The 26,763-nt window shown below is 68.6% G+C and carries 29 protein-coding genes; 10 read left to right on the top strand and 19 right to left on the bottom strand.

Going from position 1 to position 26,763, the window contains the following annotated elements; genetic code table 11:
- Positions 1-45: 45 nt before the first annotated feature.
- Entirely contained in the window at positions 46-1,038 is a 993-nt protein-coding gene (locus ADE01S_RS15575; protein ID WP_062682633.1) for a helix-turn-helix domain-containing GNAT family N-acetyltransferase, read from the top strand.
- 21 nt (positions 1,039-1,059) lie between these two features.
- Here ADE01S_RS15575 and gvpU read toward each other — a convergent pair whose 3' ends face one another.
- Positions 1,060-1,506 carry a gas vesicle accessory protein GvpU gene (gene gvpU, locus ADE01S_RS31915; protein WP_172600280.1) on the bottom strand — a complete coding sequence of 149 codons (447 nt, stop codon included), beginning with the start codon at positions 1,504-1,506 and terminating at the stop codon, positions 1,060-1,062.
- A 288-nt stretch (positions 1,507-1,794) separates the two neighbouring features.
- On the opposite strand from gvpU, the gene ADE01S_RS15565 reads away from it, so the two are divergent.
- Positions 1,795-2,274 (top strand): nucleoside deaminase, encoded by a 480-nt coding sequence (locus ADE01S_RS15565; protein ID WP_207554416.1) that lies wholly within the window; start codon positions 1,795-1,797, stop codon positions 2,272-2,274.
- A gap of 18 nt (positions 2,275-2,292) precedes the next feature.
- Here ADE01S_RS15565 and ADE01S_RS15560 read toward each other — a convergent pair whose 3' ends face one another.
- The gene (locus tag ADE01S_RS15560; RefSeq protein ID WP_062682632.1) at positions 2,293-3,468 is read right to left on the bottom strand and encodes an MFS transporter; all 1,176 of its coding nucleotides are present in this window, start codon (positions 3,466-3,468) and stop codon (positions 2,293-2,295) included.
- An 89-nt stretch (positions 3,469-3,557) separates the two neighbouring features.
- On the opposite strand from ADE01S_RS15560, the gene ADE01S_RS15555 reads away from it, so the two are divergent.
- Positions 3,558-4,334, top strand: coding sequence for an AraC family transcriptional regulator (locus ADE01S_RS15555; protein ID WP_062682631.1), 777 nt, complete (start codon positions 3,558-3,560; stop codon positions 4,332-4,334).
- A 30-nt stretch (positions 4,335-4,364) separates the two neighbouring features.
- Here ADE01S_RS15555 and ADE01S_RS15550 read toward each other — a convergent pair whose 3' ends face one another.
- The 6 genes from ADE01S_RS15550 to cyoA form a co-directional block, all read right to left on the bottom strand.
- Entirely contained in the window at positions 4,365-5,471 is a 1,107-nt protein-coding gene (locus ADE01S_RS15550) for a porin (RefSeq protein ID WP_062682630.1), read from the bottom strand.
- A 112-nt stretch (positions 5,472-5,583) separates the two neighbouring features.
- Positions 5,584-6,360 (bottom strand): SURF1 family protein, encoded by a 777-nt coding sequence (locus ADE01S_RS15545; RefSeq protein ID WP_062682629.1) that lies wholly within the window; start codon positions 6,358-6,360, stop codon positions 5,584-5,586.
- On the bottom strand, positions 6,360-6,758 hold the full coding sequence (gene cyoD / locus ADE01S_RS15540) for a cytochrome o ubiquinol oxidase subunit IV (RefSeq protein WP_062682628.1): 399 nt from the start codon (positions 6,756-6,758) through the stop codon (positions 6,360-6,362). The genes ADE01S_RS15545 and cyoD overlap by 1 nt, the downstream gene beginning before the upstream one ends.
- Entirely contained in the window at positions 6,755-7,396 is a 642-nt protein-coding gene (gene cyoC / locus ADE01S_RS15535; protein ID WP_062682627.1) for a cytochrome o ubiquinol oxidase subunit III, read from the bottom strand. The genes cyoD and cyoC overlap by 4 nt, the downstream gene beginning before the upstream one ends.
- Positions 7,389-9,395: a cytochrome o ubiquinol oxidase subunit I gene (gene cyoB, locus ADE01S_RS15530; RefSeq protein ID WP_062682626.1), complete on the bottom strand. Its 2,007-nt coding sequence runs from the start codon at positions 9,393-9,395 to the stop codon at positions 7,389-7,391. The genes cyoC and cyoB overlap by 8 nt, the downstream gene beginning before the upstream one ends.
- 55 nt (positions 9,396-9,450) lie before the next feature.
- A complete protein-coding gene (gene cyoA / locus ADE01S_RS15525) occupies positions 9,451-10,494 on the bottom strand; it encodes a ubiquinol oxidase subunit II (protein ID WP_062682723.1) in 1,044 nt (347 codons plus the stop codon).
- A 222-nt stretch (positions 10,495-10,716) separates the two neighbouring features.
- Between cyoA and ADE01S_RS15520 the strand changes: the two genes are divergently transcribed.
- Positions 10,717-12,051, top strand: a complete 1,335-nt coding sequence (locus ADE01S_RS15520; protein WP_062682625.1) for an MFS transporter — start codon at positions 10,717-10,719, stop codon at positions 12,049-12,051.
- 58 nt (positions 12,052-12,109) lie between these two features.
- Here the strand turns inward: ADE01S_RS15520 and ADE01S_RS15515 are convergent, their stop codons facing one another.
- Together ADE01S_RS15515 and ADE01S_RS15510 are read right to left on the bottom strand one after the other, a co-directional pair.
- On the bottom strand, positions 12,110-13,126 hold the full coding sequence (locus ADE01S_RS15515) for an amino acid ABC transporter substrate-binding protein (protein ID WP_062682624.1): 1,017 nt from the start codon (positions 13,124-13,126) through the stop codon (positions 12,110-12,112).
- 55 nt (positions 13,127-13,181) lie between these two features.
- Complete coding sequence (locus ADE01S_RS15510) at positions 13,182-14,510, bottom strand: aspartate aminotransferase family protein (RefSeq protein WP_062682623.1); 1,329 nt, start codon at positions 14,508-14,510, stop codon at positions 13,182-13,184.
- A gap of 142 nt (positions 14,511-14,652) precedes the next feature.
- On the opposite strand from ADE01S_RS15510, the gene ADE01S_RS15505 reads away from it, so the two are divergent.
- The gene (locus ADE01S_RS15505) at positions 14,653-15,552 is read left to right on the top strand and encodes a LysR family transcriptional regulator (protein ID WP_062682622.1); all 900 of its coding nucleotides are present in this window, start codon (positions 14,653-14,655) and stop codon (positions 15,550-15,552) included.
- On the opposite strand, the gene ADE01S_RS15500 is transcribed toward ADE01S_RS15505, so the two are convergent.
- Entirely contained in the window at positions 15,540-16,583 is a 1,044-nt protein-coding gene (locus tag ADE01S_RS15500) for a histone deacetylase family protein (protein ID WP_062682621.1), read from the bottom strand. The genes ADE01S_RS15505 and ADE01S_RS15500 overlap by 13 nt on opposite strands.
- Positions 16,584-16,668: 85 nt before the next feature.
- The gene (locus ADE01S_RS15495; RefSeq protein WP_062682620.1) at positions 16,669-17,238 is read right to left on the bottom strand and encodes a hypothetical protein; all 570 of its coding nucleotides are present in this window, start codon (positions 17,236-17,238) and stop codon (positions 16,669-16,671) included.
- 143 nt (positions 17,239-17,381) lie between these two features.
- On the opposite strand from ADE01S_RS15495, the gene ADE01S_RS15490 reads away from it, so the two are divergent.
- Positions 17,382-17,783 carry a hypothetical protein gene (locus ADE01S_RS15490; RefSeq protein ID WP_062682619.1) on the top strand — a complete coding sequence of 134 codons (402 nt, stop codon included), beginning with the start codon at positions 17,382-17,384 and terminating at the stop codon, positions 17,781-17,783.
- A gap of 7 nt (positions 17,784-17,790) precedes the next feature.
- Here ADE01S_RS15490 and ADE01S_RS15485 read toward each other — a convergent pair whose 3' ends face one another.
- The 3 genes from ADE01S_RS15485 to ADE01S_RS15475 all read right to left on the bottom strand — a co-directional run bounded on the left by ADE01S_RS15485 (position 17,791) and on the right by ADE01S_RS15475 (position 19,835).
- On the bottom strand, positions 17,791-18,408 hold the full coding sequence (locus ADE01S_RS15485; protein WP_305954970.1) for a hypothetical protein: 618 nt from the start codon (positions 18,406-18,408) through the stop codon (positions 17,791-17,793).
- Positions 18,409-18,459: 51 nt separating this feature from the next.
- Positions 18,460-18,858, bottom strand: a complete 399-nt coding sequence (locus tag ADE01S_RS15480) for a hypothetical protein (protein ID WP_062682618.1) — start codon at positions 18,856-18,858, stop codon at positions 18,460-18,462.
- A gap of 83 nt (positions 18,859-18,941) precedes the next feature.
- Positions 18,942-19,835 carry a LysR family transcriptional regulator gene (locus ADE01S_RS15475; protein WP_062682617.1) on the bottom strand — a complete coding sequence of 298 codons (894 nt, stop codon included), beginning with the start codon at positions 19,833-19,835 and terminating at the stop codon, positions 18,942-18,944.
- Positions 19,836-19,940: 105 nt separating this feature from the next.
- Between ADE01S_RS15475 and ADE01S_RS15470 the strand changes: the two genes are divergently transcribed.
- Together ADE01S_RS15470 and tam are read left to right on the top strand one after the other, a co-directional pair.
- Positions 19,941-20,939 carry a TerC family protein gene (locus ADE01S_RS15470; RefSeq protein WP_062682721.1) on the top strand — a complete coding sequence of 333 codons (999 nt, stop codon included), beginning with the start codon at positions 19,941-19,943 and terminating at the stop codon, positions 20,937-20,939.
- A 117-nt stretch (positions 20,940-21,056) separates the two neighbouring features.
- Positions 21,057-21,830 carry a trans-aconitate 2-methyltransferase gene (gene tam, locus ADE01S_RS15465; protein WP_062682616.1) on the top strand — a complete coding sequence of 258 codons (774 nt, stop codon included), beginning with the start codon at positions 21,057-21,059 and terminating at the stop codon, positions 21,828-21,830.
- 7 nt (positions 21,831-21,837) lie between these two features.
- Here tam and ADE01S_RS15460 read toward each other — a convergent pair whose 3' ends face one another.
- On the bottom strand, positions 21,838-22,635 hold the full coding sequence (locus tag ADE01S_RS15460) for an AraC family transcriptional regulator (RefSeq protein WP_062682615.1): 798 nt from the start codon (positions 22,633-22,635) through the stop codon (positions 21,838-21,840).
- A 116-nt stretch (positions 22,636-22,751) separates the two neighbouring features.
- Here ADE01S_RS15460 and ADE01S_RS15455 point away from each other — a divergent pair, with 116 nt between their 5' ends.
- Positions 22,752-23,990 carry an MFS transporter gene (locus ADE01S_RS15455; RefSeq protein ID WP_062682614.1) on the top strand — a complete coding sequence of 413 codons (1,239 nt, stop codon included), beginning with the start codon at positions 22,752-22,754 and terminating at the stop codon, positions 23,988-23,990.
- Between the two features lie 18 nt (positions 23,991-24,008).
- Here the strand turns inward: ADE01S_RS15455 and ADE01S_RS15450 are convergent, their stop codons facing one another.
- From ADE01S_RS15450 to ADE01S_RS15440, 3 genes are all read right to left on the bottom strand, one after another.
- The gene (locus tag ADE01S_RS15450) at positions 24,009-24,338 is read right to left on the bottom strand and encodes a protealysin inhibitor emfourin (RefSeq protein ID WP_062682613.1); all 330 of its coding nucleotides are present in this window, start codon (positions 24,336-24,338) and stop codon (positions 24,009-24,011) included.
- Positions 24,335-25,396 (bottom strand): M4 family metallopeptidase, encoded by a 1,062-nt coding sequence (locus ADE01S_RS15445; protein WP_062682612.1) that lies wholly within the window; start codon positions 25,394-25,396, stop codon positions 24,335-24,337. The genes ADE01S_RS15450 and ADE01S_RS15445 overlap by 4 nt, the downstream gene beginning before the upstream one ends.
- 200 nt (positions 25,397-25,596) lie before the next feature.
- Positions 25,597-26,058: an anti-virulence regulator CigR family protein gene (locus ADE01S_RS15440; protein WP_062682611.1), complete on the bottom strand. Its 462-nt coding sequence runs from the start codon at positions 26,056-26,058 to the stop codon at positions 25,597-25,599.
- Between the two features lie 282 nt (positions 26,059-26,340).
- Between ADE01S_RS15440 and ADE01S_RS15435 the strand changes: the two genes are divergently transcribed.
- A partial coding sequence (locus ADE01S_RS15435; protein WP_255220864.1) for an SPFH domain-containing protein occupies positions 26,341-26,763 on the top strand: 423 nt, incomplete at its 3' end.

Below are 26,763 nucleotides of genomic sequence, written 5' to 3'. Positions count from 1 at the left end.
ACTCGCAAGTATATTGGTTGCGAGTCGCAACTTTTGAGGCGCGCCATGGACCTTATCGACATTCCTTCCCAGTCGCGGGACAAGACCATCCAGGACCTGCGGGAGTTCTCCCGCAAGCTGGTGCGCGAGCTGGGCTTCATGCGTTCCTCGCTGGCCGGCAGCGAGCTGGCTCCGTCCGCGGTCCACGCCATCATCGAGATCGGCCTGCAGCCGGGCATCCAGGCGCGCGATCTGGCGGCCATCCTGCGCCTGGACAAATCCAACACCAGCCGGCAGGTGGCCAAGCTCGAATCGGCCGGCCTGGTGACGCGCGAAACCGACACCGACGACGCGCGCGCCTCGCGGCTCTACCTGAGCGCGGCGGGGCGCGACCTGCGCGGCCGGATCGACCAGTTCGCCACCGACCAGGTATCGCGCGCGCTGCGGCAACTGGCCCCGGCCGACCAGCAATCGCTGATCCGCTTCCTGTCGCTCTACGCCGACGCCTTGTCGAAAGAGAATCCCAACACGGCCCAGGCGCCGGGCAGCGGCGGCATCGAGTCGCAGATACGCGAAGGCTATGCGCCGGGCTGCATCGGCGACGTGGCGAGCCTGCACGCGCGCTACTACGCGCAGGCCTCGGGCTTCGGCGTGTATTTTGAACGCAAGGTGGCGACGGAGCTGGCGGCATTCGCCGAAGGCCTGCCCGCGGCGGGCAAGAACCTGTGGCTGTACGTGGATGGCGCGCGGACGCTGGCCTCCATCGTCATCGATGGCGACCTCGACGCGCGCCAGGCGCATCTGCGCTGGTTCATCGTCGATGAATCGCTGCGGGGAATGGGGGTGGGCCGGGCCTTGCTGGAACGGGCGCTGGCGTTCGCCGACGCGCACTACGACGAGACCTATCTCTGGACCTTCAAGGGGCTGGACGCCGCCAGGCACCTCTACGAATCCGCGGGCTTCGGGCTGACCGACGAATCGGAAGGCCGGCAGTGGGGCAGCGTGGTGACGGAGCAACGCTTCCTGCGGCGCGCCCCGGGCGCCGCCGGGCCGCGCTGAGCCGGCGGGCGCCGAGCGCGTTCAGGCGGCCGCTTCGGCCTGCAGGCGGCCCAGGATGAAGCCGTCCACCGCGCTGGTCCGTCCGCGCCAGAGCGTGGGCTGCCCGGCGATGGGAGTGCCGTCGGCCGTGAAGAACAGGGCGTCCGACAGGTGGATGTAGTTCGGCAGCGGATCCGCGGGTTGCGGCACGCGGAAGACGTCGCCCAGCTCGGCCAGGGAGGCGTGCACCGTCGCGCGGGTGGCGTCGTCCACCGTGTTGAGCGAGCCGGTGAAACTGGCGGCGAAGCTGTCGAAGTATTCGGCGCCCGACACGATGGAGCCCGACACCAGCATGCCGCCCATCTGCAGGGTGACGCCGATGCTCTCGATCTGGCTGCCGTTGTTCACCAGGTTGACCAGGAATTGCAGGAAGGCGTCGGCGCTGGGCTGGGCGCCGGCGCCCGGGTTGGCGTTGGGAACGTTGCTCATGGAGGGATTTCCGGGATTGTTCGGGAAGCCGCCAAGATACTCGAATTGCCGGCGAAATACGCAGGATGAAATAGGCCGAAAAACGGCCAGATTCGGCCCTTATCCCCCTGCTTCGGGAGCCGGCGTTCTTTCCAGGCGGCGCGCCAGCCTTTCGGCCGCCAGCCGCCGGCTTGCCGCAGCTGCGGTAGTTGACGGCGAACCAGGGCTGCCCGCGCCGCGAACGTGCAAGAATGCCCGCATGCCGCGGTCCGCCATCGGGCCGATCGATCCACTTCCCGGAGATTCGCCATGCCAGTCGAAGATTCCCGTTTGACCGATGATGCCCTGATGCGCGAGGCCGTGGCCCTGGCGCGCGACAACATGCGCGACGGCGGCCGCCCGTTCGGCGCCGTGGTGGCGTTCGAGGGCAAGGTGGTGGCGCGCGGCGTCAACGAGATCCTGGCCTCGCACGATCCCACCGCCCACGCCGAAATCCAGGCCATCCGCCACGCCAGCCGCGCGCTGGGCCGTCCGCGCCTGGATGGGTGCGTGGTGTATGCCAGCGGGCATCCCTGCCCGATGTGCATGGCCGCCATGCACTTGTGCGGGATCGCGCGCGCCTTCTACGCCTACTCCAACGAGGACGGCGAGCCCTACGGCATGTCGACCGCCGCGGTCTATGCGCAGATGGCGCTGCCGCCGGATCGGCAATCGCTGCCGCTGCGGCCGTTGCGGCCCGCAGGGGAAGACGGCCTGTACGCCGAATGGAAGGCGGCGTCGCGGCCCTAGTCGGGCCGGCCGGGGCGTTCAGCGCTGCTCGCGCCGCTGCGCGCGATGCGCGGCCAGCAACGCGACGGCGACCGCGAGCCAGGCCAGGGACAGGGGCCGCGGCGAATCGAAGGGCAGCCAGGACGTGGCCGCAAGCCCCAGGCCCAGCAGGCTGTAGTAGGCCACGCCGAAGAGCGCGCCGGCGCGTCCCAGGCAGTGGCCGTAGTGCGTCAGCGCGGGACCCAGCAGGTTCGGGATGGCAAGCCCGTAGCCGGCGAACAGCGGCAGCGCGGCCAGCGCCCACAGCGGGCCGGGCGCAGGATCGAACAGGATGACGATCGCCTGGGCCGCCACGCCGGCCAGCACGCAGCGCAGCCCGTACGCCACGCGCCGCGCCGGCCCCGCGCCAGTCGGCAGGCGGCGATTGAACAGGGCCCCGAGGCTGCCGGCCAGCGCAACCGCCAGTCCGATCCAGCCGAATCCCAGCCCCGGCAGCGGACCCGTCATGAAGGGCCCGGCCGAATAGAACGAGAACACCAGCAGGTTCAGGCCGGCGACCTGCAGGGCCGCGCAGCGCAGCGATCGGTCGCCCAGCATCCGCCGGGCCAGGGCGGGCAGCGCGACGGGGCGGGCGGACCCGCCGCGGGTTTCCGGCAGCAGCGCGCAGCCGGCCAGCAGCGCCAGCCCGATGGCCAGCGCGATGGCCATCAGCACGCCCGGGTAGCCCTGCCGGTCCGAGACCAATTGCCCGGCCAGCGGCCCGAGGGCGGGCGACCACGCCAGCACCGCGCCCAGCGTTACGAAATAGCGGGTCAGCGGCGCGCCGCTCAGGCGGTCGCGCAGCAGCGTCTGCGTGGTGACCGAACAGGTGGCCAGGCCCAGCGCCTGGATGAACCGCCCGAGCAGCAGCAGCTCGTAGCGGGTCGCGAGCAGCGCGGCCAGCGTGCCCGCCAGGCCCGTCGCCAGGCCGCCCAGCAGCGCGGGCCGGCGGCCCCAGGCATCGGCCAGGTGTCCCCACAGCAGCACGCCCACGGCGAAGCCCAGGAAAAAAACGCCCATGACGGATTGGGCGGTGCCCGCGTCCACGCGCCAGTGGCGGGCGAGATCGGGCAGGGCGGGAGCCAGTATGGTTTCGGCGATCTGCGGCAAGGCCAGCAGCGCGATGATCAGGCCGCGCGGCGGCAGGCCGTCGCGTGGGCAGCGGGCGGGAGACATCGTGGTCCTTCGGGCAAAAGGGCACTAGCGTATCCAGCCCGAACCCAGCAGAATCGCGATGTTCAGACATAAAACATCGCGAATCCGACATGCCGCATTATTCGCCGGACGCCGTGGCCGATCCGGACACGGCCACCTGCCCCGTGGTGGGGCTGGCCATCGACACGCGGGCGCACGCCTCCGACTGGCATGCCCACAGGCGCGCGCAATTGCTCTACCAGGCCGAGGGCGGCGTCACGCTGTATTTGCCGGACCGCGTCGGCCAGCTGGCGCCGCTGCAGGCCGCGTGGCTCCCCGCCGGCTGCGCGCACCGCACCGCCATGCACGGCAGGTTCGCCTACCGCAGCCTGTATTTCGACGTGGACGCCTATCCCGGCCTGCCGGCCGAACCGATGATCCTGGACGTGAATCCCTTGTTGCGCGAACTGATCCTGCGCGTGACGCAGTGGTCCGCGGACGCCGCGCTGGACGCGGGCCAGGCGCGCATCGTGGATACGCTGCTCGACGAGCTGGCCGCGGCGCCGGCGGCGCCGCTGCACCTGCCCATGCCGCGCGACCGCCGGCTGGCGCCGATTGCGCGGGAGCTGCTGGCCGATCCGGCCTGCTCCTTGTCCATCGAGGACTGGGCCGGCCGCGTAGGCGCCAGCGGCCGCACGCTGGCGCGGCTGTTCCTGGCCGAGACCGGCCTGCCGTTCGGCCGCTGGCGCACGCAGTGCCGCCTGCTGGCGGCGCGCGCCCGGCTGGCCGAGGGCGCCTCCGTCACGGCCGTGGCGCATGCGATGGGATACGCCAGCGACAGCGCGTTCATCGCCATGTATCGGCGCACCTACGGCGAGTCGCCGGGGCGGAAGAAGGCGCCGGTCTGATCCCGGCGCCCGCGTCCGCCGCGCAGAGGCTTAGAACGTGTGGCGCACGCCCACGCCCGCGGCCGTGCTCTTCAGGCCGTCGATGAAGGCGTAGTCCTTGCCGTAGGAGCCGTAGGCATACAGGTTGGTGCGCTTGGAGATGTCGTAGGTGTAGCCCACGCTCCAGACGTTCATGTTGGTATCGCCGCCGGTGAGCTTGTCGTTGTTCGGCGAGACGTGTTGCCACGAGGCGAAGAGGCTGCCGGCGCCACCCACGGGCAGCGTCGCGCCCAGCATGTAGGCATTGGCCTTGAAGCCATCGACGAAGCGGTTGGTGCCGAACTCGTCGCTGAACGGCGTGCCGGCGGGCAGGTCCTGGCCCACGAACCAGCCGTCGGTGGTGCGGCCGTAGGCGGCCGCCAGCTTGACGACTTCGAGGTCGTAGGACACGCCCAGGGCGTACTGGCGCGGGGTGGCGCCGTGGTCGATGGCGGCGCGGTTCGAGCCGTTGAGCTGGTCGTACGTCAGCGCGACATTGAGCGGGCCCTGGACGTAGCGCAGGCCGGCCGTGATGCCGCGGGTATTGTCGGCGGTGCCGAAGCCGGACTGGTCCGCGTTGGTGTCGTCCGCGTTGAACGAATAGCCCACGCCCATCTCGAAGCCGTTCACCGAGGGCGTGCGGTACATGACCATGTTGTCCCAGCGCATGGTGTTGGCGGCGCTGAAGCCCAGGCCCAGGTTGGACTGCGTGTAGCTGGTGTAGAAGGGGTCGATGTCGGCGAGGTAGTTCGAGCCGATGGTGGCCTGGCGTCCGAACTCCAGCGTGCCCCAGGCGTCGTTGGCCAGCCCGATGGTGGCCTGGCGGCCGAACAGCCGGCCGGATTGTCCGCGTTGCCCGTTGGCGGAGTCGAAGCCGCTTTCCAGCTTGAACACGGCGCGCAGGCCGTCTCCGAGGTCTTCGGAGCCGCGCAGGCCCCAACGCGAACCGGCCTGGATGCCGTTGATCATGCCGAGTTTGCTACCGTCGTATCCATCGCCTTTGATTTTGTTGTAGCCGATGCCGGTGTCGATGACACCATAGAGAGTTACCGACGATTCTGCCTGAGCGACGCCTGCAAAAGTGGTGACCATTGCGGCTGCGAGCAGCGTCTTTTTCATCCGGGGGACTCCTGTAGAGGGATTGGAAAAACAAAGGGAACACCACGCAGCGCATCGCGCCTCATGGTGTTCCCGGCCCTCATTGTAGGACACCGGCCCCGGCGGGCGCGGCTCAGCCCTTGCGGCGAGCCCGCTTTTCCTCGCGCACGAAGATGAAGGCGCCGACCAGCACCATGGCGGCCAGCGCGTACCAGGTGATGGCATACACCAGGTGATTGTTGGGGAAGGACAGCACGGTCAGGCCGCCGACGGGGGCCTTGCGGGCGTCGGTCTCGCCGGCCACGGCGTCCGCGTCGATGAAGTACGGCGCCACGTCCGACAGGCCGCGCGCGGTGGCGATGGCGGGCAGGTCGCGCGAATACCAGAGATTGGCCGCGGGATCGTTGTTGCGCAGGAAGCCGCTGCCCGGCTCGCCCATGCGCAGCAGGCCCGTGACGCTGGCCTGCGCGGGCGCTTGCGCGGCGCCCGCCTGGGCCTTGCGCCATTCGGGCAGCACGAAGCCGCGGTTGACCAGCACCGTGCCGCCGTCGGCCAGTTGCAGGGGCGTCATGACCCAGTAGCCGCTGCCCAGCTCGGTCGCGGCCTGCACCAGCGTCTGGCGGTCGTACTGGTAGGTGCCGGAGGCGGAAACGCGGCGGTACTCGGCGTTGTCGGCGCTCAGCGCCGGCCATTCGGCGCGGGCCGGCGCGGGCGTGGCGGGCGCGTGGGCGCGCTGCTCGACCTGGGCGATCAGCGCGCGCTTCCAGGCCAGGCGATGGACCTGCCAGGTGCCCAGGGCGCACAGCCCCGCGAATATGGCCACGGCAAGCGCACCCAGGATGACCAGGGTGGTTGCGCTGCGCGGATTACGGGAGGTGTCGCCGGAAGAAGAGTCTTTTACTGCGGGCATCAGGGCATTTTGCGCATGTCATGCGTGGACATGGGCATCATATTGGAGTTCAAGTGATACATGATCCAGATGGATCCGCTGAGCGTGATGACGACCAGCACCAGCGTGAATATTAACGCCAACATGTTCCAGCCGCTTTCCGACTTGGTGTCCATGTGCAGGAAGTAGACGATGTGGACCACGATCTGCACCACGGCGAACGCCAGGATCACCAGCGCGGTGGTCCGGGAATCCTCGAAAACGCGGTCCATGACCAGCCAGAAGGGGATGGCGGTCAGGATGGCCGCCAGCACGAAGCCGGTCATGTAGCTCTTGAAAGTGCCGTGGGCGGCGCCGTCGTCGTCGTGATGCCCATTGTGGCCGCCCGGATGGGCCAGGTGATCCGTATGCGCGGTCATGGCAGGACTCCCATGAGATAGACGAAGGTGAACACCCCGACCCAGATCAGGTCCAGGAAGTGCCAGAACATGGACAGGCACATCAGGCGGCGGCGGTTTTCGGGGATCAGGCCGTGCATCCGCACCTGGATCATCATCGTCACCAGCCAGACGATGCCGAAGGTGACGTGCAGCCCGTGCGTGCCCACCAGCGTGAAGAAGGACGACAGGAAGGCGCTGCGCTGCGGGCCCGCGCCCTGGTGGATCAGGTGCGCGAATTCATACAGTTCCAGCCCCAGGAAGCCCAGCCCGAGGATGCCGGTCACGGCCAGCCAGAGCTGCGTGCCGCCGATGCGGTTGCGCCGCATCTCCAGCATCGCGAAGCCGTAGGTGATCGACGACAGCAGCAGCAGGGAGGTGTTCACCGCCACGAGCGGGAGGTCGAACAGGTCGGCGCCCGATGGGCCCGCCGCGTAGTTGCGGCCCAGCACCCCGTAGGTGGCGAACAGGCAGGCGAAGATGAGGCAGTCGCTCATCAGGTAGACCCAGAAGCCCAGCAGGGTGCCGTTCTGGGGGTGGTGTTCGCCCGGGACGTAGAACACGGGCTCCGCGGACGGCGCGGCGCCGGGGGGCAGGGTGGGGGCGACGGTATCAGACATGGTTTCTCGCCAACAATTGCGTGCGCGCGTCCTCCGTGCGCACGACATCGTCGGCCGGCACGTAGTAGTCGCGCTTGTAGTTGAAGGTATGAACGATGGATACCAGGATCAGCGCCGCGAACGACAGCACGGTCAGCGGCCACATGTGCCAGATCAGCGCGAATCCCATGACGACGCTGATGCCGGCGAGCACGATGCCCGCCCAGGTGTTCCGGGGCATGTGGATGGGAATGAAGCCCTGCCGCGGCCGCTCGTAGCCGTGCTGCTTCATCTGCCACCAGGCGTCCAGGTCGTGCACGCGCGGCGTGAAGGCGAAGTTGTAGCTGGGCGGCGGCGAGGACGTGGACCATTCGAGCGTGCGGCCGTCCCAGGGGTCGCCGGTGTCGTCGCGCAGCGATTCGCGGCGGCGGTAGCTGACCACCAGCTGGATCAGGAAGCTGGCGATGCCGCAGGCGATCAGCAGCGCGCCGAAGGCGGCCACCTGGAACCAGATCTGCAGCGACATGTCCTCGAAGTGATTGACGCGGCGGGTCACGCCCATCAGGCCCAGCACGTACAGCGGCATGAAGGCCACGTAGAAGCCGACCAGCCAGAACCAGAACGAGCATTTTCCCCAGAAGGGATCGAGCCGATAGCCGAAGGCCTTGGGGAACCAGTACGTGATGCCGGCCATCAGGCCGAACAGCACCCCGCCAATGATGACGTTATGGAAGTGCGCGATCAGGAACAGGCTGTTGTGCAGGGCGAAGTCGGCGGGCGGCACGGCCAGCAGCACGCCCGTCATGCCGCCGATCACGAAGGTCACCATGAAGCCCAGGGTCCACAGCATGGGGACTTCGAAGCGGATGCGGCCGCGGTACATGGTGAACAGCCAGTTGAAGATCTTGGCGCCCGTCGGGATCGAAATGATCATCGTGGTGATCCCGAAGAACGAGTTCACGCTGGCCCCGGACCCCATGGTGAAGAAGTGGTGCAGCCACACCAGGTAGGACAGCACGGTGATCACGACGGTGGCGTACACCATGGAGGCGTAGCCGAACAGGCGCTTGCGGCAGTAGGTGGAGACCACTTCGGAGAAGATGCCGAAGGCCGGCAGGATCAGGATGTAGACCTCGGGATGGCCCCAGATCCAGATCAGGTTCACGTACATCATGGCGTTGCCGCCGAAGTCCGCGGTGAAGAAGTTGGTGCCCACGTAGCGGTCCATGGACAGCAGCGCCAGCACCGCCGTCAGCACGGGGAAGGCCGCCACGATCAGCACGTTGGTGCACAGGGCGGTCCAGGTGAAGATGGGCATGCGCATCATGGTCATGCCGGGCGCGCGCATCTTGACGATGGTGACCAGCAGGTTCACGCCCGACAGCAGCGTCCCCACCCCCGCTATCTGCAACGCCCAGATGTAGTAATCGACCCCCACGTCCGGACTGTGCAGGATGCCGGAAAGCGGTGGATAAGCCAGCCAGCCGGTGCGCGCGAACTCGCCCACGAACAGCGACATCATCACCAGGATCACGCCGCCCGTGGTCATCCAGAAACTGAAGTTGTTGAGGAACGGGAAGGCCACGTCGCGCGCGCCGATCTGCAGCGGCACGATGTAGTTCATCAGGCCCGTGACCAGCGGCATGGCCACGAAGAAGATCATGATCACGCCATGCGCGGTGAAGATCTGGTCGTAGTGGTGGGGCGGCAGGTAGCCGGCCGAATCGCCGAACGCCACCGCCTGCTGCAGGCGCATCATGATGGCGTCGGCGAAGCCGCGCAGCAGCATCACGATGCCCAGGATGACGTACATGATGCCGATCTTCTTGTGGTCGATGCTGGTGAACCATTCGTGCCACAGGTAGCCCCACTTGCGGTAGTACGTGATCACGCCCAGCAGGGCAAGGCCGCCGACCGCCACCACCAGGAAAGTGATGAGCAGGATGGGTTCGTGGTACGGAATGGCTTCCCAGGTCAGTCGACCGAAGATCAGCTTGGTGAGGTCTGATTGATCAGGCATCTCGATTCCACCATAAAGACCAGGATTTCATGAAGCCCGCGCCGTCCGCGGCCCGCTACAGCACCAGCCCCTGCGTGGCCGTGCACATCGCGCCCACGTACTTGCGAGGCGGCGTGCCGGTGAGGCCGAGGCGCTGCCGCGTTTCCGGATCCAGGGTCGTGACGTTGAGCGCGCCGGGGATGCCCATGCCGCCCTGCGCGTCGATGGCCATCGCGTCGCGCATGCACATGCGGTTGGGTTCCACGCAACGGTTCACGATCGCCTCGAACAGGCCGGGCGCCACGGAGGCATAACGCTGCACGGGATTGCGCTCGCTGGGCTGCTCCAGCTTGAGATAGGCGTCGCGGCTGAGCGAGGCGCCCGACGCGCGCGCGTCGGCCACCCATTTTTCGAAGCCCTGGTGATCCACGCCATGGAACTTGAAGCGCATGCCGGAGAAGCCCGAGCCGCTGTAGTTGGCCGACAGGCCTTCGTATTCGCCGGGATGATTGATGACCGCGTTCAGCGTCGTCTGCATGCCGGGCATGGCGTAGATCTGGCCTGCCAGCGCGGGGATGAAGAAGGAGTTCATCACGCTCGACGAGGTGATCCTGAACTGGATGGGGCGGTCCACCGGCGCCGCCATTTCATTGACCGCCGCCACACCCTGTTCCGGATAGACGAACAGCCACTTCCAGTCCAGCGCCACGACCTCGACCACCAGCGGCTTGGTGTCGGGCGGTACTTCACGGCCTTCGGACAGGCGCGCCAGCGGACGATAGGGATCGAGCTGATGCGTGCTGACCCAGGTGAGCGCGCCGAGCGCGATGATGATGAGCAGCGGCGCCGCCCAGATCAGCAGCTCCAGCACGGTGGAATGGTTCCATTCGGGGTCGTAGCGCGCGCCCTGGTTGCTGGCGCGGTAGCGCCAGGCGAACAGCAGGGTGAGGATGATGACCGGCACGATGATGAGCAGCATCAAGCCGGTGGAGATGAGGATCAGGTTCCGCTGCTGCACGGCCACGTCGCCCGAGGGCGAGAGCAGCACCGCATTGCATCCGGCGAGCAATGGCAGGGCGGGAAACAGGATCAATCCGCGGAGCCTTGGGAAGGACGGCATGGCCATACCCCGAAACGTAACCGTGGGAAGTAAACGCAACACTACGCTGGAAGCCGCGAAAAATCTAGGGTAAAAAGAACAAAAGTATGCGGGGCAAGGCATGCGGGCCAGGGCTGCATCCCAGGAATGGGGCGGGTCTGCGCGCAGCGGGCGCTCCGCAGGCAGCTGTGTTGCAGGATCGTAGGCAAGGCGTTTTTCGAACTTCCTTCAGCGAGCAATCACATGGCGACCACCACGCAATATCCGGGCCACGCTCCTTCTTTTCCGCAGCCGGGCGCGACGGGCGGCGGAGGCAGCCACGCCAAGGTGGCGCCAGGCGAAATCGCCGTGGGCGTGGTGGTGGGACGAGCCTCCGAATACTTCGATTTCTTCGTCTTCGGCATCGCCTGCGTGCTGGTGTTCCCGCAGGTCTTCTTTCCTTTCGAAGCGCCCCTCGAAGGCACGCTCTGGTCCTTCGTCATCTTCTCTTTCGCGTTCATCATGCGGCCCGTCGGCACGGCGCTGTCGATGGCCGTGCAACGGCGTTGGGGGCGCGCAACGAAGCTGACCATCGCCTTGTTCCTGCTCGGCACGGCCACGGTGGGCATGGCGTTCCTGCCCGGCTACAGCGCCATCGGCGGGCATGCGATCTTCCTGCTCGCGGCGTTCCGCTGCCTGCAGGGGCTGGCGCTGGGCGGATCCTGGGACGGCCTGCCCTCGCTGCTGGCGCTGAACGCGCCGCCCAATCGCCGCGGCTGGTACGCGATGCTGGGCCAGCTGGGCGCGCCCGTGGGCTTCATGGTGGCCAGCGCGCTGTTCCTGTTCCTGCACGTGACGCTGACCCAGGCCGATTTCCTGGAGTGGGGCTGGCGCTATCCTTTCTTCGTGGCTTTCGCCATCAACGTGGTGGCGCTCTTCGCGCGGCTGCGCCTCGTCGTCACCGAGGAATACACGCAGCTGCTGGAAGAAGGCGAACTCGAACCCATCAGCACCGGCCAGATGGTGCGCGAGCAAGGCTACAACCTGTTCATCGGGGCGTTCGCGGCGCTGGCCAGCTATGCCTTGTTCCACCTGGTCACCGTGTTTCCGCTGTCGTGGATCGCGGTCAGCGGCACGCAGCAGATCCCGGACGTGCTGATCGTGCAGATCGTGGGCGCGGTGCTCGGCATCCTGGGCACCATCGCCTCGGGATGGCTGGCCGACCGCATCGGCCGGCGCACCACGCTGGGCCTGCTGGCGGCGATGATCGGGGTGTTCGCGCTGTTCGCGCCCTGGCTGCTGGGCGGCGGGCCCAAGGCGCAGGACGCGTTCATCCTGGTGGGCTTCGTGCTGCTGGGCCTGTCCTATGGCCAGGCCTCGGGCACCGTCACCGCCAATTTCACCCGGCGCTTCCGCTACACCGGCGCGGCGCTGACTTCCGACATGGCGTGGCTGATCGGCGCGGCGTTCGCGCCCCTGGTGGCCCTGGGCCTGTCGGCGCGATTCGGGCTCGTCGCGGTCAGCGTCTATCTGCTGTCCGGGGCGGCATGCACCTTGATCGCCCTGCGGGTCAACAAGGTGCTGGAAACGCGCGACTGAAACGGAACGGGCCGCGCCGGCGGAATCTCCGCGGGCGCGGCCCGGGCATCGCGGCCGGCTAGCGTACCGGCCAGCCGTACATCAGTCCGCCGTCGCGCCACTGCGCGTTGAGCGCGCGCGGCAGCTTCATCGGGCTGGACATGCCGAGGTTGCGCTCATAGCTCTCGCCGTAGTTTCCCACCTGTTTGACGATGTGGTACGCCCACTTGTCGTCCACGCCCATGTTGCGGCCCATGCCGGGCGTGACGCCCAGGATGCGCTGCACGTTGGGATTGTTGGCCTGCAACTGCGCGTCCACGTTCGCCGACGAGATGCCGAACTCTTCCGCCTCCAGCATGGCGTAGAACGACCAGCGCACGACGTTGATCCAGTTGTCGTCGCCCTGGCGCACCATGGGGCCCAGCGGGCTCTTGGAAATGTTCTCTTGCAGGATCTCGTAGCCGTCGGGGTCTTCCAGCGTCATGCGCGTGGCGGCCAGCTGCGACTTGTCGGACGTGAAGGCGTCGCAGCGTCCGGCCGAGAAGGCCCGCACGATCTCGTCGAATTTCTCGATCACCACCGGCTTGAAGCGCAGCGAGCGCGAGCGGAACCAGTCGGCCAGGTCCAGCTCGGTCACGGTGCCCGGCTGCACGCAGATGGTGGCGCCGTCCAGTTCCTTCAACGCCTTGATTCCCAGCTTGCGCGAGACCATCACGCCCTGGCTGTCGTAGAAATTGACCGCCACGCTCAGCAGGCCCAGCGTGGTGTCGCGCGCCATCGTGGGCGTGACGTTGCGGGTCAGCACGTCGACCTCGCCGGACTGCAGCGCGGTGAAGCGCGCCTGGGTCGTGAGCGGCGTCAGGCGGAACCTGGTCGCGTCGTTGAACACGGCGGCCGCGATGGCGCGGCACATGTCCACGTCCAGCCCGCGCCAGACGCCCTTGCCGTCGGGCGCGGAAAAGCCCTGGATGCCGGTGGATACGCCGCATTGCACGTACCCCCGTTTCTTGACGGTGTCCAGCGTGGGCCCGGCGTGGGCCTGGCTGGACACGGCCGCCAGCGCCAGGGCGCAGGCGGCAAGTTTGCGTAGCGGCATGTCGTTCTCCTTGCCGGAGCGGGCCCGGCGCCGGATGGGTGGGCGGGGTGGGGCGTCAGGCGGCGCGGGCCGCCGGCTTCGACACTTTGTCCAGGCTCTCGGTCAGCGCCTGGTCCAGGATCGAGATGGCGCGGTCGATCTCCGCGTTGCTGACGGTCAGCGGCGGCGCGATCCGCCAGACCGAGCCGCGTTCCGGGCGGCGGCGGATGTTCATCGACAGGCCCAGCTCGAAGCAGCGTTGCGTGGTCAGGGCCCCCAGCTCGTGGAAGGGCTGGCGCGTGTCGCGGTCCCGCACCAGTTCCACGCCCAGCAGCAGGCCCAGGCCGCGCACGTCGCCGATGGCTTCATGGCGCTGCTGCAATTCCAGCAGGCCGCGGCGCAGATAGTCGCCCTGCGTGCGGGCGCGTTCGATCAGGCGCTCGCGCTCGATGGTTTCGAGCACGGCCAGGCCCACGGTGGCGGGCAGGGGGTCCGACACGTGGCTGGTGTAGAACGTGAAGCCCTTCTCGTGCACGTCCTGCTCGATGGCGGGGGTGGTGATGGTGGCGGCCAGCGGCAGGCCGCCGCCCAGCGTCTTGGACACGCTCATGATGTCCGGCGTGATGCCGAAATACTCCGATCCGCTGCGGTAGCCGATGCGCCCGAACGCGGTCTGCGCTTCGTCGAAGATCAACAGCATGCCGCGCGCGTCGGCGGCCTGGCGCAGCGCCTGCATATACGACTTGGGCGGAACCAGCACTCCGCCGGCGCTGATGACGGGTTCGACGATGATGGCGGCGGGGCGGCCCGCGGAGGCCATGTCGAACATCTTCAGGCCGATCTCCAGGCAGGCCAGCGCTGACTGCTCCGCGTCCATGCCCGCGATGTAGGGGCGGTAGGCGTTCGGCTCCGGCATGACGAATACGCCGGCGGGCGGCACGCCGTAGCCCTTGCGGTCGCTGGCGTACGACACCGAGCCGGCGCCGCTGGTCACGCCGTGCCAGGATCCGCCGATGGCCAGGATCTCGAAGCCGCTTTTGTGCATCTTCGCCATGCGCAAGGCGATTTCGTTGCTCTCCGAGCCCGTGTTGACGAAGATGGACTTGGCCAGGCCGGCGGGCATCCAGTCGCGCGCCATCGTGGCGGCCAGCTGGGCCACGGTTTCGGGGATCATCCCGCTGAAGAAATGGAAGGCGGTTTCGCCGGCGCGGTGCACGGCGGCGACGATGGCGGGGTGGTTGTGGCCGACGGTGGCGCACATCTGGCCGGAGGTGAAGTCCAGGATCTCGCGCCCCGTATCGTCGCGCACGATGGTGCCCTTGGCCGAGGTGAACAGGTTCGGGAAGGTGTCGCCGCCGTAGCGGACGAGATACTCGCGGGCGGCGTCGCGCAGGGTTTTTTCCATGTTTACACTCCGTGGCGTGTGGGCTCCAATGCGGAACCGACGGAGGCAGTGTCCGGCAGGGCGCGCCGACCGTCCAATGCGAAGTAAACATGCATGGCGATGCGTCGCGCGCATGGCCGATGCGCAACGCGCAAGGAACCCCATGGATACCCGGTGGCTGCAGGACTTCATCACGCTTTCGGAAGTGCGGAATTTCACGCGCGCCGCGGAGGCGCGCAATCTGTCGCAGGCCGCGTTCAGCCGCCGCATCCAGAGCCTGGAGAACTGGGTCGGGGCGCGCCTGATCGACCGCTCGGCCTTTCCCACCCAGCTCACCGAGGCCGGCGAACGCTTTCGCGATGCCGCCATCGAGCTGGTCAACCAGCTGGCCGAGGCGCGCGCCGGCATCGCGGGCGTGCCGGCGCAGAACCAGCTGCGGCTGGCGACGTCCTACGCGCTGGCCACCACGCATCTGCCGAAATGGTGGCGCGCCTGGAGCGAGGGCCGGGTGCTGAGCTGCAGCCTGCAGACCGGCAACGTGCACGACACGGTCTCGGCGTTCACTTCGGGCACGGCGGATTTCCTCATCTGCTTCCATCAGGTCGCGCAGCCGCTGCCGCTGGACCCCGCCCGCTACGACTGCCTGACGCTGGGCCGCGAGCTGATACGGCCGTATGCCGCGCGCGCCCTGATCGAGCGCGCCGGGCTGGACCTGCCCGGCACCGCGGCCAGGCCCGTGCCGTTGCTGATGTATTCGGCCAATGTGTATTTCGCCCGGCTGATCGATGCCGCGATCGAAGCGGCGGCCGAGCCGCTGCACGGCGTGCGCGTGTTCGAGGCGGAGATGTCGGACGTGCTGGGCGACATGGCGGCGCAGGAACTGGGCGTTGCCTGGCTCGCCGACAGCGCGCTGCAGCGCCTGGCGCAGGCGGACCTCGCGCCCCTGCCCAACCGGGGCTGGGACATCGAGGTGTCCATCCTGGCGTTCAAGGACCGGGCCGATACGCGCGCCTCCGTGGAGGCGCTGTGGGAGCGGATGCGGGCGTCGGCTCAGCCGGCGTAGCCGTCCAGCACGTTCGCTACGTTGATGCCCACGTCGGCCACCGCGTAGCCGCCTTCCATGGTGAAGACGGCCGGCAGGCCCAGGCCCGCCAGCAGGCGGCCCACCTGGAGGTAGTCGGCGCTCTTGAGCTTGAAGCGGGAGATCGGGTCGCCCTCGTAGGTGTCCACGCCCAGGGCCACCACGACCGCGTCCGCCTTGAAGGCGCGGACGGCGGCCAGGCCCTGTTCCAGGGCGCGGGTCCAGTCGGCGAAGCCGGTGCCGACGGGCAGGGGCAGGTTCAGGTTGAATCCTGCTCCCTCGCCCTGGCCGCGCTCGTCGGCGTAGCCCAGGTAGAAGGGATACTCGGTGGTCGGGTCGCCGTGCACGGACACCGTCAGCACGTCGCCGCGCTCGTAGAAGATGCTCTGCGTGCCGTTGCCGTGGTGGTAGTCGACGTCCAGGATGGCGACGCGCGCGGCGCCGGCCTCGCGCAGCGCCTGGGCGGCCAGCGCGGCGTTGTTCAGGAAGCAGTAGCCGCCGAAGAAATCGGGCCCGGCATGATGGCCCGGCGGGCGCGTCAGCGCCATGGCGGCCTGGCGGCCGCCCGCGGCCGAGACCGCGCGCGCCGCGTCGACGGCGCAGGCGGCGCCGGCCAGCGCGGCTTCCCAGGTGCCGGCCGTCAACGGACAGCCGCTATCGAACGAGAACAGGCCGACGCGCGCGGCGAAATTGGTGGGCTCGATATCGTGGCGGAAGCCGCGCACCGGCCAGATCGACGGCAGCACGTCGAGTTCGGCGTTGGCCGGATCCAGCGCCACCCATTCCTGCCAGGCGCCGGCCAGGAAGTCCACGTAGCGCGGCGCATGCACGCGCTTGATCAGGTCCAGGTCGGCCGCCGCCGGGACGCGCAGCGCGCCGATGCCGCGCTCGCGAAGGGCGTCCAGCACGTATTCCAGGCGCGCCGGCGTTTCGTGGCAGGGCACCAGCTTGCCGCGGAACATCTCCTGCCGGCCGGCATGTTTCTGGTGGACGGGGTTGTGGAAAATCAGCACGGCGGAAGAATCCTTGGAGACGGCGGTTGGAGGCGAGAGCATCACTATAGCGGCCGCCGCAGGCTTCAGCCACGCCGTGGCGTCGCTACCGCTTCGGCGCGGGAGAACAGCGGCCGCTCTGCTGGGCCGGCAGGCGCAGGCGAGTCTGCGAGTCTCCGCTGCGCCGGGACCAGGCGGTCGCCCGCAAGGTGCCGTCCGCGCATACGGTGTAGTCCTCGAAACCGTAGTCGGTCGCGCTATAGCGGCAGGCGACCGAGAAGGCGGGCCGGGCATCGTGAAACACCGGGTTGACGAAGCCCCGGCAGGGGCTGGCCGCGCCGCCCGGGTGCGCCAGTTCGCGGAAGCTGCCGTCCTGGGGGCGGTACAGGAAAATGCGGGCGATGAGCTGGGCGCCGCTGCCGCTCTGGCCGACGACGAAGTCCTGGTAGCCGTCGCGGTCGACATCCACCGCCTGGAACTGGTCGACTTCCTCGTCGCCGAGCTGCCCGAGCGATTGTTCCGCGCCGCCGCCCACGCGCGCGCTCAGGCGAGATTCCGGCGGCTCGGCCACGGTCACGACCGCGGGCAGGCCGGGGGCGATGGCGTAGGCGTAGTCGCGCGCCTGGGCGTTCAGGCCGAGCGCGGCCAGCGCGGCTCCAAGCAGTAGTCCTTTCACGGCGCGTCCTTCGCGGGAGGGGGCATGCCGGGCATTATGCCGCAGCGGCTTGCGGGTTTACGAGGGGCGCGCGCGGCAGGGCGCGCGGACGTTCATGGGTAGAATTCCAGGAGAAGCCAGACTGATCGGAGCGCGCCCGCGCCATGAACCTTCCGTTTCCCATACGCCAAGAATGCCCGCCGGGCGCCTGTGTGTGCGACCGCGAGCGGCTGCTGGCCGATCCGGTCGCGGACCTGCGCGTCCTGCGGCTGACCCGGGAAGAGGAGCGGCGCCTGGTCGCCAGGCTGGAGAACCTTGCCAGCCTGGACGATCTGAGGGCCATGCAGGGCCGCATCCAGGTGCAGTTGGGCATCGTGATCACGATCACGCCCAGCGACAACGAGGTGCGCACCTCGCGCGGCATTTCCATCCAGCTCGACGAGCAGCCCGGGCTGTGCCGCAAGACGCGCGCCGCCATCCCCGCGGCCATTCGCCGCAGTTTCGACAGCCGTCCCGAAATCGTCTATGCGCTGCTGAACGAACGCGATCTGCTGCACGGCGCCTGAACGCGTTTCAGGACCGCTTGCCCGCCGTTCCGCGGCAGGGCGCGAGCGGCACGACATCGGCCGGCGCGCGGCCGGCCTCGGGCCGGGTGGCGTCCGGTTTCTTGCCCGGGCGCGCCGGGTAGCTCAGCAGCACCGCGCTGCCGGCCTCCAGCTTCGGGCCGGTCTTCGAGCCGTAGGCGACCGTCCAGCCGCGCGTGGCCAGCGGCGCCAGCGTGTAGGGCAGGGCCGAGCCGGGCGAGACGTGCGCCACCTTGCCCGCATACAGGTCTTCCTGCCGGGTTTCGGCGCCCTGGACGGACACGTAGGTCGCGATGCTGACCAGGGCGACGGAATCCCCGTGGCGCCCCAGCACGGCGGTCTTGTACTTGCCGGGAGGGATGTCGCGCAGCGTCGCGGCGAGCGGCTCGCCCGCCTGGCCGGCGGCATCCAGGCGGACGCCGGCGATCTCCGCGCGGGCCAGCGGCGCGGACCCCGCGTTGCGCACCCGCACGCTGTATTCCCCCGATGTGCCCGTCACCGTGCAGACCTCGACGCCATAGGCGGGCGAGGCTTGCGCGTTCGCCATGGCGGCGCACAGGGCTGCCAGGAGGAAGGACAGGGCATGGGGACGGGCAAGGGCGGACACGGCGGGGGCTCCTGTTGGGGCAGCGCGCCGGGCGGCCCGTTGCCTGCCCTATTACACCACTTGGCGGCCGGGCCCCGCGGCTTGCTCGCGCTTGCCCGCCAGCCAGTGGAGGATCAGCGCCAGCACCAGCAGGCCGGCCATGATGAAGCCCCAGAAGACCCAGCCGACCACCGCGATCAGGGTGCCCAGGCTGCCGGCCATCGGCAGCACCTGGTTCAGGCCTTGCGCGGCCCAGACCAGGCCGGACTGCAGGCTCTGCAGCCAGGCGGGGTCGATCCAGGCCGCGGCCCAGGCCGGCGCCACCCATTGGGAGGCGTCGAGCGCGGCGCCCGGCACCTGCGCCGTGGCGACCGAGGCCAGCACCCAATCGGTCAATTGCAGCGTCAACGCCACCAGCCCGGTCCAGAGTGCGGCAAGCACGGCGAAAGCGAGCCAGATGATTTTCTTCATTGAAGTGGTACTCCGATATTTCAAGGGAAGGCCACGATAAAACGGATTCTATTTCCGAAAAACCAGAGCGGGTGTGACAAACATTAAGAAAAAACCGAAGTCTTCGCATGCGTGAGCACCGCCTGCACGAGCGGATGATGCTGCCCGCGGCGGTTTCGGATCGCGTGGATTTCCTCGTGCACGTCGTCGCAGCGGGCCAGGAGGCGCAGGCCGCGCAGCAGGCCGATGTCGCCGCCGCCCAGCCGGCTCAGCGGGAACACGCCCAGGCCGCGGGCGGCGAATACCGACATGAGCGCGCTGTCTTCGAATTCCCCCACCACGTTGGGGTAGACGCCCTGCTCGTTGAACCAGCGGTCCAGCGTCTGGCGCAGCACCGAATGCCCGGTCGGCAGCAGCACGGGCAGGCGTTCCAGGCAGCGCGGGAAATCCAGCGTGTCGGCCTTGCGGACCCACTTGGCCGGGCCGTACCAATCCACCGGGGACGAGACCAGGCGGTCGCTGGTGAGGCGCAGGTTGGGGTTGGCGGGCGCGCCCTGGCCAGTCAGCACCAGGTCCAGGTGGTGCTGGGCCAGTTCGCCCAGCAGTTCCTGGACTTCGCCTTCGTGGCAGGTCAGGCGCAGGTCGGGGGTGTGCAGCACGGGTCCGAGCAGGGCGTGCGCGGCCAGTTTCGAAATGCCGTCGGACATTCCCACCGCGAGCCGGATGACGGGCTTGGTGGCGGCCGCGCGGACCTCCTGGGGCAACGCGTGGCCGATCTGGAAGATCTCCTCGGCGCGGGCGAACGCGGCCTCGCCGGCGTCGGTCAAGGCCACGCCCCGGCCCGCCGGCTTGAGCAGCTGGTGGCCCAGGTTCTTCTCCAGTTCGCGCACCTGCGCGCTGATGGTCTGGATGGCCATGTCCAGCCGTTCGGCGGCGCGCGAGAAGCCGCCTTCCTTGGCGACCATCCAGAAGTAATAGAGATGTCGGTAGTTCAGCATGGGCGGCTCACTTCGGTTTTTTCGAACCTTAACTCAATTTCAGGCTGATTTTTACATCAGCGCTCGATCCGGATCATGAGGGCCTTCGAACAAGAGCGGGACATCATGGAAACTTTATCGACCCTTCTGGCTGCCGATTTCCTCGGCACCCCCACCTGGAGCTGGATGCTCTTTCTCGGCATCGTCGTGTCGCTGCTGGCCTTCGACCTGGGCGTGCTGCACAAGGAAGACCGCGAGATCGGCGTGCGCGAAAGCCTGCTGCTTTCCGCGGGATACATCAGCGCCGCGCTGCTCTTCGGCGCGTGGGTCTGGTGGCAGATGGGCGCGGCCAGCGGCATGGCGTACTACACCGGCTTCATGATCGAGAAGTCGCTGTCGATGGACAACGTCTTCGTGATCGCGCTGATCTTCAGTTTCTTCGCGATTCCGCGCCAGTACCAGCACCGCGTGCTGTTCTGGGGCATCCTCGGCGTGATCGTGCTGCGCGCCACCATGATCGGCCTGGGCGCCGCGCTGGTCAGCAATTTCGGCTGGCTGCTGTACGTGTTCGGCGCGTTCCTCGTGTTCACGGGCATCAAGATGTGGATGATCGCGGACCAGACGCCCGACATCGCGTCCAACCCCATCCTCAAGTTCCTGAAGCGCCACATGCGGGTGACGGAAGGCCTGCGCGGCAATGCATTCTGGGTGCGGGAAAAGGATCCCGCCACCTCCAAGACCGTGCGTTTCGCCACGCCGCTGCTGCTGGCGCTGGTGCTGATCGAGTTCGTGGACCTGTTGTTCGCGGTGGACTCCGTGCCGGCGATCTTCGCGATCACCACCGATCCGTTCATCGTCTACACCAGCAACATCTTCGCCATCCTGGGCCTGCGCGCGCTGTACTTCGCGCTGGCGGCGATGATCCATCGCTTCCACTACCTGAAGTACGCGCTGGCCCTGGTGCTGGTGTTCATCGGCACCAAGATATTCCTGGTGGGCATCATCGGCAAGGTGCCGGCCGTGGTGTCCCTGTCGGTCACCTTCGGCCTGATCGCCGGCGGCGTGGTGTTCTCGCTGTGGAAGACCCGCGCCGAGCGCGGCAAGGCTGAGCTGGCCGCCGAGTAAGCGGGCAGGAAGGCGTCCGCCATATCTCCTGGATATGGCGGGCTCCTCGCTTTTGGATTTGTCGTATGGGTAGGGCAGGCGTAGAGTGCTGACGAATCCCTACGCCAAGGAACCGCCATGACCAGCTGGTCCGCCAAGCAGTACTCCGCTTTCGAGAACGAGCGCACCCGTCCGGTGCGCGACCTGGTAGCCGCCCTGCCGAACGAGAACGTCGGGCTGGCGGTGGACCTGGGCTGCGGCCCGGCCAATTCCACCGAGGTGCTGGCGGCGCGCTATCCGGACGCCGAGCTGATCGGCATGGACAATTCCGAGGACATGATCGAGGCCGCCCGCAAGCGGTTGCCCGGACTGCGGTTCGAGCTGGCCGACATCGCGGCGTGGAATCCGCCGGAATCCTACGACGTGATCCTGGCGAACGCCTCGCTGCAATGGGTGCCGGACCACGAAACGCTGTATCCGCGCCTGGTCGGCAAGCTGGCGCCCGGCGGCAGCCTCGCGGTGCAGACGCCGGACAACCTGGAAGAGCCCGCCCACCGCCTGGCGCGCCAGGTCGCCGGCGAGGCGCCGTGGGCCGCCAGCATCGGGGGGTTCAAGCATCCGCCGCGGCACAGCGCGGCCTGGTACTACGAATTGCTCAAGCCGCATTGCGGCCGGCTGGACGTCTGGCGCACCACCTACCATCACCCGCTCGCGGGCGCGGCTGCCGTGGTCGAGTGGTTCAAGGGCACGGCCCTGCGGCCGTACCTGGACCGGCTCGACGCCGCCGGCCAGCAGGGCTTTCTGGCCCGCTACCAGGCGCTGATCGAAGAGGCCTATCCGGCGCTCGCGGACGGCACGGTGCTGCTGCCGTTCCCGCGGCTGTTCATCGTGGCGGGAGCCAGGGAAGGCTGACCGGCCGTCAAGGCGCGGCGTCCGTCTTTTCCGCGAAGTAGCGCGCGGGCGTCTTGCCCAGCGTCTTGCGGAACATGGTGATGAAGGCGCTGACGGATTCGTAGCCCAGATCCTCGGCCGTGCGCTGGACCGAGAGGCCGGCCGACAGGCGCTGCAAGGCCTGGATGATGTGCATCTGCTGGCGCCAGCGGCCGAAGCTCATGCCCAGTTCCTGGCGCACCAGCCGCGCCAGCGTGCGCTCGCTCATCGCCACGCGCCTGCCCCATTGCGCCACCGTGCTGCGGTCGGCGGGGTCGGCGCGCAGCGCGTCGGCGATCTCGCGCAGCCGGGGATGATCCGGGATGGGCAGGTGCAGCCGTTCGGTCCGCATGCGCGCCAGTTGGTCCACCAGCACTTCCGCCAGCTTGCGGCTGGCGGCGCTGGCGGCCTCTTCCGCGGACAGGTCCGCGAGGTGCGCGATCAGCTCCCGCAGCAGCGGGGTGATGGCCAGCGTGCAGCACTGTTCGGGCAGGCCGGGCGCGTCGGGCGGCACGAACAGGAAGCACACGCGGCCGTTTGCCGTGACGCGGTTGCTGTGCGGCACTCCGCCAGGAATCCAGACGCCGCATTGGGGCGGCACCATCCACAGCCCCTGGGGCACCGAGCAGGTCACGCCGCCATGCAGGGCCAGCACCAGCTGCCCCATGCTGTGGCGGTGCGGCGGGGATTCCTGGTCGTTCTCGGCCGCGTCGACACGCATGGCGTAGGTCCAATGCGAGTCGACGTCGACGTTGAAGAAGGGGGCGGTCCCGTCCAGAGGGTGCATGAGGCGGCAGGTTGGCTGAATTTAGGGATAGTCTGGCATTGTCTCGAAATTCGGTAAAGGCGGATTTACTTAAGCTAGGGGCTGTCCATTCTTCGGGAGCCGCGAGCTCCACACGCATGACTTCCCATTCCGCTGCCTCCCGGCGTTCCGCCGGCAATCCCTTGCTGCTGATCGCGGGCATACTCGTCATCGCCACCGCCCTGCGCGCGCCCGTCACGGGCGTGCCGCCGCTGATCGGCATGATCCGCGAACAGCTGGCGCTCAATTCCACCGCCGCCGGCATGCTGATCACCTTGCCGCTGCTGGCCTTCGCGGTGGTGTCCTTGTTCGCGGCCGGCCTGGCGCGCCGCTACGGCCTGGAACGCACCCTGTTCGGCGCGCTGCTCCTGATCGCGGGCGGCATCGCCGCGCGCACGCTGGGATCGGCCTGGAGCCTGTACCTGGGCACGGCGGTGATCGGCTCGGGCATCGCCATCGGCAACGTGTTGCTGCCCAGCCTGTTGAAGCGCGATTTTCCGCAGCGCGTCGCCGGGCTGACCTCGGCCTACGTGCTGACCATGAGCCTGGCGGCCGGGCTGGCCTCGGCCATCGCCATTCCGCTGGCGAACCTGTCCGACGCGACCTGGCGTTTCTCGACCGGCTGCCAGCTGCTGGTGCCCCTGGCCGGCGCGCTACTGTGGCTGCCGCAACTGGCCAACCACACGGCGCCCGCCGCCACCACCGCGCACGCGCCCCACGGCGGCCGCCTGTGGCATTCGGCGCTGGCCTGGCAGGTGACGCTGTACCTGGGCATCAATTCCTTCGTGTTCTACGTGGGCGTGAGCTGGCTGCCCGCCATCCTGCGCGAGGCGGGCTATTCGGCCGAACGCGCCGGCACCTTGCACGGGCTGCTGCAGCTGATGTCCGCCGGCCCGGCCTTGTTCCTGGCCCCGGTGGTGCGCCGCATGAAGGACCAGCGCGCGGCCGCGTTCTGCTCGGCGGCGGCCTCGTTCGTGGCGCTGGCCGGCCTGATCGCCGCGCCGGGCTGGGCCACGCTGTGGATCGTGCTGCTGGGCCTGGGCACGGGCGGCGGCATCATCCTCGGCCTGGCGTTCGTGGGCCTGCGGGCCAGCCATGCGCAGCAGGCGGCGGCGCTGTCGGGCATGGCGCAATGCGTGGGCTATCTGTTCGCGGCGAGCGGGCCCGCGTTGATGGGCGCGCTGCACGATGCGCTGGGCGGGTGGGGCGTGGCCCTGGGCGTGTGCGCGGCGCTGTGCGTGGCGATGGCGGTCACGGGCCTGTACGCGGGCCGCGCCATCCAGATCGGGCAGTACCGGGGCCGCGCGCCCGCGGAGACGGCGCGGGCGCCGCGCTGATCGCGGCATCCGCGGCCTTCATCCCTGGCGCGCCTGTTCCTTCCACAATCGCACCAGCGTGTCGGGCGCGTCGGCTTCGGGCACGTCGAAGCTGACGTCGGCCACGTCGGCGCCGTCGTACACCACCTCCACGTGGAAGTAGCGCTGGTCGCCGCCGGCCCCCGCGCCGCGCGGGATCGCGGCGGGCGCGGCGCGCGCCACCGCGTCGCACACCTCCTGGCGCAAGCCGGGCGGGCAGGTGGCGAGGTCGATGCTGCGCGGCTGCGCCAGGCCGGGCAGGTAGGCCACGCCGCCTTCGCGGGTCAGGCGCACCAGCAGGGCGAGATCCAGCGAGGGCAATTCGATCATGTCCGGACTCCTACGGCCTGCCAGGCCTTGGCGACGGCGCCGCGCGCGGCGGCGGACTGGCGCTGCGCCGCTTCCAGCGTGAGCGCCGCGAACTGGGAAAAGCCGGCGTCGTGGCGCAGCCGGTCGTCGCACAGCGCGTCGTACCAGATGCGGCCGGCGACGGCCCAGGCGGGGCCGTCGAGGGCGGTGGCGGCCAGGTAGAAGGCGCGGTTGGGAATGCCGGAGTTGATGTGCACGCCGCCGTTGTCGCTGGGCGTGTCGACGTAGCCGTCCATGTGGGCCGGCTGCGGGTCCTTGCCCAGCACGGGGTCGTCGTAGGCGCTGCCCGGCTCGGCCATGGAACGCAGCCCGCGGGCGCGCACCTTGGCGGTGAACAGGCCGGCGCCCACCAGCCAGTCGGCCTGCCGCGCATCCTGGCCCAGGGCGTATTGCTTGACCAGCGAACCGAAGACGTCGCACAGGGATTCGTTCAGCGCGCCCGACTGGCCCTGGTACAGCAGCGCGGCCTCGGCATCGATGACGCCGTGCGTGAGTTCGTGGCCGATGATGTCGGACGCGACCGTGAAGCGGTTGAAGATTTCGCCGTCGCCGTCGCCGAACACCATTTGCGCGCCGTTCCAGAACGCGTTGTCGTAGTCTTCGCCGTAATGCACGGTGCCGACCAGCGGCAGGCCCCGGCCGTCGATGGAATGCCGTTCGTAGACTTCCCAGAAGAGTTTGTAGGTGGCGCCCAGGTATTCGTAGGCTTCGTCCACCGCCGCGTCGCCGCTGGCGGGGCGGCCCTCGGCGCGCACCAGTTTGCCCGGCAGCGTGGTCGTGTTGGCGGCGTCGTGCACCGCCCGTTGCGGCTGGCCGCCGGGGGCGGCCTTCCCGGCCGGGGCGGGCTTGGCGCGCGGCGGCTGGACCGCCATTTCACGCAACCCGCGTTGCTGCTGGTCGATGATCAGCGTTTTCACCGCGGGCATGCTGACCCGGGCATCGGCGTGTTGCGCCAGCCGGTCCAGCATGTAAGGAGGGATCACACCGATCAGCGGCGCGGACTCGGAAGGTCGTGGCATGCGCGGTCTCCGTCGTGGGCGCCGGACCAGGGCCGCGGCGCAGAGGCCCAGGGCCCGTTGACACCAGAGGTAGCCGTCCAGAGGGCCTGTTGACAGGCCCTAGGCTCCTGGGCCAACGGTAGCAGAAGGGCCCGCCATCCGGACGTAACAGGTTGCGGCCTGATGCTAGGAACTTTGCCTGCGCGCCCGCGCCGGGGTTGCTAGTCGAAGACGCCCGCGAGCACGTCGGCCACGACGGCGGTGGCGATGGCGACGAGGATCAGGTCATTGCCGGCGACGCGCCATTCGTATCCCGGGTGCACGGGCAGGCGCGCCAGCATGGGGCCGGGCACCATCTTCTTGGCGATGCCCGGCGGCAGCGGCTTGCCGCGGGCCAGGTTCTTGCGGATGCCGGGCGGCAGGGCGCCGTAGCCGGTGGCGCCCGCCTGCTCGGCGTAGCCGCGCGCGGTCGATACGCTGATGCCCGCGGTGCTGAGCGTCACGCTGACGCCGGTGCCGGAGCTGGCGTTCTGGCCGCCCTTGTTCTTGCCGTTGCCGTTGCCATTGCCATTGCCGTTGCCCTGGCCGGCGTGGTCGGGCTTGCCTTTGCCTTCGGGCGGGGCCGCGTGCGCGGGCGCGCCGAGCGCGAGGGCACAGGCGAGGGTGGCGATCATGAGACGCATCGTGTTCGTTCCCGAAAAAAACGAGAGGTCCAGCGTAGCGCCAACTCTACGCAAGCGCCATTGCGCCGGCCGGGCCAACGCAATAATCGTCACAATTTGGCCTCGCGCGGAGTCGCGATAGAATCCCGTGCTTCTTTTCCGGGGGGAACGCTCGATGAGGTATTTCCTGATCTTGGTGGGAGCGGCCGTCGTCGCTTACTTGCTGGCGCGGGGCATTGCCGCCGTGCTCTCGGATCGTAAACGTTCAAAATCAGAAAGGGATTCCAAGTGAAGCCGACAGACATGCAGGTCGTCAAATCGATAGGCGCCGTCAAGCCGCGCAGCATCAAGGTTGCGGTCATCTCCGTTGTCCTGTTCCTGCTGATTCTCTTCCTGGCCTTCGACTCGTGGTTCCAGGTGGACCAGGGCGAGCGCGGCGTGGTACTGCGCAACGGCAAGCTGGTGCGCGTCTCCGAGCCCGGCCTGGACTTCAAGACGCCGTTCATCGACAGCGTCATGATGGTGTCGGTGCGCGATCACACCTTCGTGTTCGAGAAGCTGGAAGCCTACAGCTACGACCAGCAGCCGGCGTCGCTGCGGGTGTCGGTGACCTACCGCGTGCCGCCCGAGCACGTGGCCGAGCTCTACTCCGAGTACGGCACCATCAATAACCTGCAGATGCGGGTGCTGGAACGCAAGACGCCCGATTCGGTGAAGAATGTGTTC

The organism is Achromobacter denitrificans NBRC 15125 (genome assembly GCF_001571365.1).
Lineage (GTDB): Bacteria > Pseudomonadota > Gammaproteobacteria > Burkholderiales > Burkholderiaceae_B > Achromobacter > Achromobacter denitrificans.
Note: the sequence above shows the minus strand (reverse complement) of the source record. Positions and strands in the feature narration are given on the sequence as shown.